Origin of the sequence: Blautia sp. AM42-2 (genome assembly GCF_003480245.1) — a bacterium.
Lineage (GTDB): Bacteria > Bacillota > Clostridia > Lachnospirales > Lachnospiraceae > Fusicatenibacter > Fusicatenibacter saccharivorans.
Genome location: NZ_QUIM01000025.1, coordinates 1 through 8,555 on the forward strand (window position 1 = coordinate 1; position 8,555 = coordinate 8,555).

The 8,555-nt window shown below is 43.0% G+C and carries 5 protein-coding genes and 2 pseudogenes; 1 reads left to right on the top strand and 6 read right to left on the bottom strand.

Translation table 11 applies throughout. The features are described 5' to 3' along the window. Positions 1-138: 138 nt before the first annotated feature. The 5 genes and pseudogenes from DW915_RS15320 to DW915_RS15345 form a co-directional block, all read right to left on the bottom strand. A complete protein-coding gene (locus DW915_RS15320; protein WP_055221860.1) occupies positions 139-1,035 on the bottom strand; it encodes a helix-turn-helix domain-containing protein in 897 nt (298 codons plus the stop codon). An 882-nt stretch (positions 1,036-1,917) separates the two neighbouring features. Continuing rightward, positions 1,918-3,075: an FprA family A-type flavoprotein gene (locus DW915_RS15330; RefSeq protein WP_055227870.1), complete on the bottom strand. Its 1,158-nt coding sequence runs from the start codon at positions 3,073-3,075 to the stop codon at positions 1,918-1,920. Between the two features lie 176 nt (positions 3,076-3,251). Further along, positions 3,252-3,440 (bottom strand): annotated as a pseudogene (locus DW915_RS15335) (AAA family ATPase); the annotation flags it as partial. A gap of 229 nt (positions 3,441-3,669) precedes the next feature. Then, positions 3,670-4,737 carry a helix-turn-helix domain-containing protein gene (locus tag DW915_RS15340; protein WP_055227852.1) on the bottom strand — a complete coding sequence of 356 codons (1,068 nt, stop codon included), beginning with the start codon at positions 4,735-4,737 and terminating at the stop codon, positions 3,670-3,672. Positions 4,738-5,056: 319 nt separating this feature from the next. Next, positions 5,057-6,655 (bottom strand): glycoside hydrolase family 43 protein, encoded by a 1,599-nt coding sequence (locus tag DW915_RS15345; protein WP_117805412.1) that lies wholly within the window; start codon positions 6,653-6,655, stop codon positions 5,057-5,059. 376 nt (positions 6,656-7,031) lie between these two features. Between DW915_RS15345 and DW915_RS15350 the strand changes: the two genes are divergently transcribed. After that, positions 7,032-7,913 (top strand): helix-turn-helix transcriptional regulator, encoded by an 882-nt coding sequence (locus DW915_RS15350; RefSeq protein ID WP_118742428.1) that lies wholly within the window; start codon positions 7,032-7,034, stop codon positions 7,911-7,913. Positions 7,914-8,154: 241 nt separating this feature from the next. On the opposite strand, the pseudogene DW915_RS15830 reads toward DW915_RS15350, so the two are convergent. Further along, a pseudogene (locus DW915_RS15830) lies at positions 8,155-8,555 on the bottom strand (class I SAM-dependent methyltransferase); the annotation flags it as partial.

An 8,555-nucleotide genomic window follows, 5' to 3' on the forward strand; every position in this document is an offset into this window, starting at 1 on the left:
CTCACCACCCTTGCATATCATAGAAGAATCTTATTTACAGACTTTTTCTCACAGTCTCAATTCTGAAATCCACAAAGAGGATACCACCGAATTATCAAAACAATGATTTGTGATATCCTCTTCTCACTTTTGCTATTCTTATTTTACAAACTCAGCCGAATAATAATACATATACTCATTATCTGTATCTATGTATTCTCCTGTAATGTCCTGTATCGGCAACGAACTCACTCCTTGTTCGCCATAGATCAGTGCTGCCAATCCTTGCTCTGTTCCGTACTCTATCGTGCTTTTGTTCTCTATAGAGGTCGCAGATCTTCCATAATATTCTCTGTTTGCAACACCTTCCAAGATTGGCGTTTCTGTCATATATTTTGAATATTCATCTGCTGCAATAAGCTTTGCAGTAAAATTATCAAAATCCGGAGTGATGACAATCAATCCATTTTTTGCAGATTTCACGTCCTCATAGGAAAGTTCCAAAACTCGTTTATGAGAAACTCGTTTTCCAGAATGATATTCTGACAAGTAAACGTATAATGCTTGAAATGTATCTTTTGAATTGTATCGAAACATCATGGTTCCATCAATTCCGGACAACAATTCAGCCGTTTTCATTTCTACACTATCCGGGTCTACTGCTTCTATATAATTTTGTGGTTGCCGCAATTTATTACATACCATGATTCCAAGAGTAATAGCAAATACTCCCACAGCAATAAGAAGTATAGCAATAATCTTCTTTAAATAACGCTGTTTATGACTACTATCTTTTGATATCTGTATCAGTGTATCTTCCGATTTTTTTTCTACATTAGTTACCTCAATATCTTCACCTGCCAAAAATTCATTTAGACTGATGCCTAATATTTCACATAATTCTAAATACACAGACACATCTGGTAAACAAATCCCACGTTCCCATTTGGAAACTGACTTATCACTCTTACCCAGTTTCTCAGCAAGCTGTTTTTGAGTCATACCAAGTTTTTTTCTTTTTTCTGCAATATAGCTTCCGATTTTCACAAGGTCCATAAATACTTCCCCCTTTCAAAATTATAGTATCTATTTTGTCCCAAAAAGTACACCCCTTAATGGTAGAATCGTATTATATAGGCAGAATCTCATCCAATTTCATAAAATAAAAAGGACGCTGTATGCTCTCGTTTCTTTCGGGGCTACAGCGTCTTTTCTGCTTTCACGGCTCGCGCAGACCGCAGGGCAGTCAAACAGATTTTTCAGCAGACATAGTTTAAGCCCGATCGATTCTTTTTTCTCTCGACCGGGCTTTTAATGAATTTCCAGTAATTTCATTTTATACACCTGCTGCTTTCATTGATTTCGGGGTATTTCGTTATGTTCCTTTTGGACCGTACCTCCTGGATTTTTTTGTTTTTATTTTTTCCCTATGGGCCTCTGCCTTTCATTGGAATCATCTCCTTTAGGTTCTATATGTAAACTCTTCAGAGATTTTTTTGATGTTCAGATTAACTATGCCATTGGACTGTACCTCTTACTTTCTTAGATTTCGTCTTGATGTTTCTTTTTCGTTTTGATGTTTCTTTCTTGTTTTTATTTTTGTTCTCTTTTCTTTTGTTGATCTTATATTAACTCATCTTCTCTGTTTTGTCAATACTTTCTTTTAATTTATTTTATATTTTATTATTTTCAGAATATTATGACATCAAAATTGAAAGATCAGAAACCTGATGCAGTCTCACTTACAAAGAGGCGGCCGCAGGCTTTCGCAAAATTCAACCCCGGCTTTTTTTGACCCACCGCAGGGCGATCCTGCTCCCTCCGGAACTCCACAGAATCTTCTTTCCAAAAGAGGAGAACGAAAGACTCCGCTGTCTTTGCCTTTCGCAAAGTCCAGCGGAGCATTTTTCCCATATTCTTTCTTCTCTTCTTAATTTCTTATTTGCAGAGTTCTTCGGCCAGTGCCTCGATCTCTTTTACGTTCTCTTCCTTCACAGCGGACATTACTTTTACATTATTCTCTGTCCAGGTGATATTTTTGCTCTTCTCAAACATGCCTTTCATCACTTTCGCTGCGGTCGGTGCCCAGCTTCCGTTTTCGATCAGACCAATGGTGCGGTTCTGGAAGCTGCGCTCTGTCAGACGGTTGATGAAATCCTGCATGAACGGGTAAATACCTGCATTGTAGGTCAGCGTTGCAAGAACCAGCTTACTGTAACGGAAAGCATCCGCTACGGCGGCGGACATATCGTCTCTTGCCAGATCGTAAATAACAACATTCGGACAGCCTTTTTCTTTCAGCTTATCTGCAAGCAATTCGGCAGCTTTTTTTGTATTGCCGTAAACAGAAGTATAGGCAACCACAACGCCTTCTTCTTCCGGACGATAAGAAGACCAGATATCGTATTTTTCAATGTAGTGGCCAAGATTTTCCGTCAAAACCGGACCGTGCAGGGAACAGATTTTCCGGATATCCAGCGTACCTGCTACTTTCAGGAGCTTCTGTACCTGCAAACCGTATTTTCCGACAATACCGATAAAATAACGGCGTGCTTCGTCATCCCATGGTTCCTCGCGGTCGAGTGCACCGAATTTTCCAAAACCGTCTGCTGCGAACAGAACCTTGTCCGTGCTGTCGTATGTAACCATAACCTCCGGCCAGTGTACCATCGGAGCGAACACGAAGGTCAGAACGTGTTTTCCGAGCGTAAGGGACTCACCGTCCTTTACTTCCAGTTTCCTTCCGGCGAGATCCATCTTTGGGAAAAAGTTTTTCATCATGGCAAAGGTTTTTGTGTTTGCAACAACGGTTGCTTCCGGATATGCTTTTACGAAGTTTTCAATATTCGCAGAGTGATCCGGCTCCATATGCTGTACGATCAGGTAATCCGGTTTTCTGCCAGCCAGTGCTTTCGCAACATTTGCCAGCCATTCATCCGCAAAGTTTGCATCTACGGTATCCATAACTGCCGTTTTTTCATCGAGAATTACGTAAGAATTGTATGCCATGCCGTTCGGCACTCTGTACTGACCTTCAAAAAGGTCTACCTGATGATCGTTGACTCCCGCGTAGATAATATCCTCTGTAATCTTCATAAAAATCCATATCCTTTCCATCTTGTTTTTTCCTGCCCGGAACCTGCTCCGAACCGTATATTTTTATATTATCCTATGATGGAGAAAAAAGCAAGTAAAAATAGTAAAGATTACTATTTTTACTTACTCTCCTCCGTTTACACACACGATATCCTTTTTCCACAGCTTGCAAATCATCACAATACTTCTATTTTACAGGCATGTTCTTTTGTTTCTTTATCATAACTGATTCCAACCGCCAGTATACGCCCGGTATATCGTTCCGTTTCCGCCATCTTTCCCTTGAACCGCAAAGCATATTCTTTCTCTTTAATCTGCGCAATCGCTTCTTCCGGTGTATGATCTACCTTCAGTTCAAGTATAACAGTTCTGTATTTATCGTATGGTTCCCTGCTGTTTAAAAACTGTCCCATGTTTTACGGCCTCCTTCTTATGCTACATGTGCTTTCAGAATCTTTCTGTGCTTGATTTTGTGAGATGCTTTTCCGTCAGTCGCAAAAGCAAGTGCAGAAAGATTCCGAGCGTACATGCTGATACTATGAGTATAGTCTTTTTCTGTGGGAGGCGCAAGAATGGAATCCCGTTTCTCACTTCTTATTTATTTTCCGGGAAAACAATCTCTTTCTCTGGTACGCCTTCTGATTTGATGACGTAGCCGTCAACATCATCAAAATGAATCTTGTACTGATATTCGCTTTCACGTCCCTCTTTTGCGTCATCGGCATCAGCGTAATAGGTAAGGCGAATTTCGAAAGTATTTTTGTTTCCTTCGCGCCAGGACTCATCGCCGATCAGCCAGTCGTTTTCGAGGTTTTTGTTTCTTTTCAGCAGCACCTCGGCGTACTGCTGTGCGCCGCTCCAGATTCCTGTGTTTTTGTACCGGTTCTGCATGGTGTTCTGATACTGCCACAGTGTTACAAACATGATCGTCGCCATAATTGCCGTGAAAAGAACGGTTTTGTATTTCTTTTCTTTTTTCTGTCTCTGTCGGCGGATACATCGAATGGTTCCGATCATCATCATTACCAGAACAAACAGATACCACAGGGTCCAGAAGATCTGCTCTTTTCGTTCCAGACCGCCGGGAATGAATTCTGCCAGCTGATCGCCCCAGACGAAATTTACCAGGGATGCCAGAATGCCGATAGACAGAATGGATGCTGCCCCATAGACTTTCCGGCTTTCTTCATCATCGAGGTTCTGGAAGAAATACCACAGCGATACAAACGCTGCTGCCACCAGACCACCTAGAATCAGGCCGCCGCCCACGTTTACGATCTTTGCCGCCCACGCTGCCGCTGCCACACCGATCACCAGAAATCCCGCGATCACGTTTGCGTTCCGGTCCTGTTTTTTCTGCTGCCTTGAAATATCACCTGCGTTCTGCAGCATTTCGGCCACCTCCTTCTGAGTATACTGAATTTCCGGCGCCGCCTCTTCCTTCGCCTTCTCCTGCCGTTCGGAGCGCATCAGTTCCAGCACAGAAATCCCAAGTGCCTGAGCCAGCGGCTCAATCGTCTGGATATCGGGAAAGCCAAGTCCCCGCTCCCACCGGCTGACGGCTTTATCCGTCACATGAATCTTTTCCGCAAGCTCTGCCTGCGTCATCTTTTTCTCTTTTCGCATTCCGGCAATAAACCGCCCGAACTCTTTCGCTTCCACGTCGTGTCCCTTCCTCCTGCTGTTCCCGCACCGCCTCATGTTGCCCAGCGGAGCGTTTTTACAGTCTCAGAATAGGCGAAAATAGGCTGTTTTGTCAATCTACGAATCCTTTACCTGCGTTTTTACGCCAAAAAATCCCCGATTCAGCACAAAAGTGCCAAATCAGGGATCTTGTATTTTCCTGTATTTACAGCCCGATCATATTTGCAAACAATACGATCAGCGGAATGGCAATGATGGTTCTCTCCAGAAAGATCACCAGCAGTTTCCAGAAATTCAACGGAATTTCACTTATAAATGCCGGGGCGGGAACTTTTTGTTAAAAATATCGGAATCTGCCGAATTCTGCGATTCCCCCTGTTTCTTTCGTTGCATAGGCAAACAGTCCCACTCTGCATCCTGTGAAATGATCCATTTTGAAATAGAGCTGATGCCATGGTCCGATCTGTTTCCATTTTTCATCGCTCCAGTATAAAAACCGGACTTTATCGTGCTGGTTCTGGAAATCCGCTTCCATCCGGATTCTTATTTTCGATGATTCAACCGCCACTGCTTCCCATTCGATTTCTTCACTGTTGCCCTGGTTTCCTTCTATGCTGTCATGTTCCTCTTCGAGAGATCTCATAACCAGAAGCATCTGTCCATCACGCTTTGTAACGGCCGCCATGCCGTAACATCCCTGTAATGCACACATTCCTGCATAATCTCCGTCCTTTATTCCTTCCGCATCAACGGTTACTTCTGTTATGCACACCGGAAACTTCATTCTCTGGGTGATCGTATTGACTGCCTGCGTGACATTTTTGCACTGCTTTCTGCAGACCATTCTAAGGCATCCTTTTTCTGCATCATTCTCAATCCAGGAAAGTTCCGGTTCGTGGTTGAACTGCCAGCAGCTCTTCCATCCAAACGTTCCAAACAGCCGTTTCTGTTCCGGATTCCATTCCGAAAAATCATCACTCTCCACAAGCGGATGATATTGTGCATCCGGTCTTGTGCTTTGTGTTTCCACTTCACAGAGTGCCCTTCCCGAATCACCCAATACCGGATAATTTTCTTTTATGATCTGCTCTTTTTGTTCGCCCGGCGCCGGCATACAGGTAACTCTGACATTTTTCTCCCATTTTACTGGCACAAGAACCGGGATTCTGCCGACGGCACCTCTATCCTGAAAAAGCACGGCATACCATTTATGGTCCGGCGTATCCACAATTCCTCCCTGTGCAACGCCCTGCCCACAATATCCCATAGTGTCACACAATACATCTCCGCCTTTAAATTCTCCCGTCAGGCTGTCTGATACATAGCACGCCTGCGTCCGCATCCACCTGTCCGGAAGGGAATGAATCAGGAATAAATAATACATTCCATCGATTTTATAAAAATGACTTCCTTCAAAACCAAGCCCCGGATTCCGACTGTCACTGACCAGAATCCGATCCAGTCCGCCTTCCTTTGGACCGCTCAGATCTTTTTTCAATTCCTGCAGACGAATATTTCTATTGCCGGAAACAATATAAACATGATCATCCTCAAACAAAAGTGAGCAGTCATGATAAAAGCCTTCTATGATGCGTTTTTCCCATGGTCCTTCGATATTATCAGCAGTATAAAGGTATGTTTTTCCGGTATCATTCGCCACAAAGCAAATATAATACATCCCTTTATGGTATCGGAGCGATGCAGCCCACATGCCTTTTCCATAGCAGTTTTTCTCCCCGACAAGTCTCTGTTCCTCTGTGCTGTCCAGTCTTTCATACACATAGCTCAGATGTTCCCAGTGAACGAGATCATAAGACCGCAGGATTTCACACCCCGGCACAAAGTGCATTGTGGTGCTTACCATGTAATACGTATCGTCTACCCGGATGACATCCGGATCCGGATAGTCCAGCCCTGTAATTGGATTTTTTCCTATTATCTTCATATAGTCTCTCCTCGTATGATATTTCAGGGTCATACTATAGCAATCTAATAAATTATTGCACATAATTACACGAATGAAACCACCCTATGCAGTCCGTTGGACGAATTGTTAAAAATCCTTTTGAAATAGCTGATGGTAATTCCAAGCTTCAATAAGTAGTTTTCGTGTTTCATCATGTAACATAATAATCACCTCTTAACTCTATCATAGACCTGTTGTCAAGAGTATGCAGTATTTTTTTGGAGTGCTATAGATTGGAATTCTGTTTTCGATTCTCTTCTTTTTAAAATTTCTTTTCCTCTTGTGATATCCGTTTTACTGTATTATGATAATATCAAATTTACAGCAGTCCGGCGGAGGCAATATTATGATTGAACATTTAGACGGGATTCATGAAACCGTAACGTATAAAGAAAACAGCAGTCTGCGGCTTTTTGTAAATACAGACTGTGAAGATTATCCCATTCACTGGCATACTCCCATGGAAATCATTATGCCTCTGGAAGGAACTTACACAGTCTTTCTTGGGGATAAGCACATTCTTCTTCAGGAAGGTGATATTATTTTCATCTGTCCAGGAGTCCTCCACTCTCTTGCAGCACCGGAAAGCGGAAAACGAATCATTCTGCAGATTGAATGGTCTGTTGTCTCAAAAATCCGTGATCTCAATTCCATTCTCTCGCTGATTTCCCCCATTCTCACCCTTACACCACAGACTGCTCCTGATATTTATTCCGATATTTATCATCTCATCTGCCAGATTCTTTCGGAATACGAAAAGGATTCCTTTCTTTCGGAGGCCGTTATCTATGCGCGCATGCTTGATATTCTTTCTCTGATCGGCAGATACCAGGCCTTTGCATCCTGCCGTTTTGATGCCGGACCGCAAAAACAGAAAGAATATCTGGATCGTTTTCTTTCCATCTGCAATTATATTGATGAACACTGCACGGAAGATCTTTCCCTTGATCACGTTGCAAAAACAGCAGGCTTCAGCAAATACCACTTTACCAGACTGTTTAAGCAGTTTACAAATACCACCTATTACAAATACCTTAATCGCAAAAGAATTGATCATGCCATGCTGCTCTTATCCGATCCCGATATTCCTGTCACGGAGGCAGCACTTCAGTCTGGTTTCTCCAGTCTTTCCACCTTTCTTCGCGTCTTCCGTTCTGTCAAACAATGTACGCCTACGGAATTCCGCGATATGTATATTCATCCGGAAAAACTGCAGAAAAATTCCTAATTCCTGCTGCTTTCGTTTCTGTTCCTTTGATACACGTTACAACACGATCTTGCCATTGAGTGTTAGATTTATTCCGATATGTATAACAGCCGCACCCGTTCTTAGCCTCCCCCCGTGGGGGAGGTGGATTGCCCATAGGGCAAGAGAGGTCAGTCTGGACTGCCCCCGTGGGCGGAGCCTTGGTACGGCGGAACTGTTAAGAATTTTGGAATAGTGTTAACACTGCACTCGTTCTAAGTTTTTATCGTTTTACCAAAGCATACATTATTTGAGGGAAATCCGGTATTATGCTCGTAATTCCTTTTTGTAGAATATGCAAGCCATTATTAGCGATTTCCTGTTCCAATGTCGCAAAATTAACCATTCTACAGCTTGTGGCTGCAACGGCAACTTCCTGCCCTGTTCCTTGGTGTGTTCGTTTCACGCTGTCAAAGGCGCTTGTAATATCTCCAGTTACCTCGTATTCACCGTCCCCCATAGTCAGAATCAACCCATAGCCATCCTCATCCAAATGATCTCGGATAAATGTCAAAAAGCGATTTCGATCTTCCTGGTTGACCAGCATATGAATTACTGAAATGGATTGACACTCCCCACAGCTAAAGCAGGGGGATTCCTGTTTCTTCCACCATTGCATTGGCA

Coding starts and splice junctions, on each gene's coding strand:
- DW915_RS15320 (WP_055221860.1), bottom strand. CDS start 1,035: ATGGACCTTGTGAAAATCGGAAGCTATATTGCAGAAAAAAGAAAAAAA.
- DW915_RS15330 (WP_055227870.1), bottom strand. CDS start 3,075: ATGAAGATTACAGAGGATATTATCTACGCGGGAGTCAACGATCATCAG.
- DW915_RS15350 (WP_118742428.1), top strand. CDS start 7,032: ATGATTGAACATTTAGACGGGATTCATGAAACCGTAACGTATAAAGAA.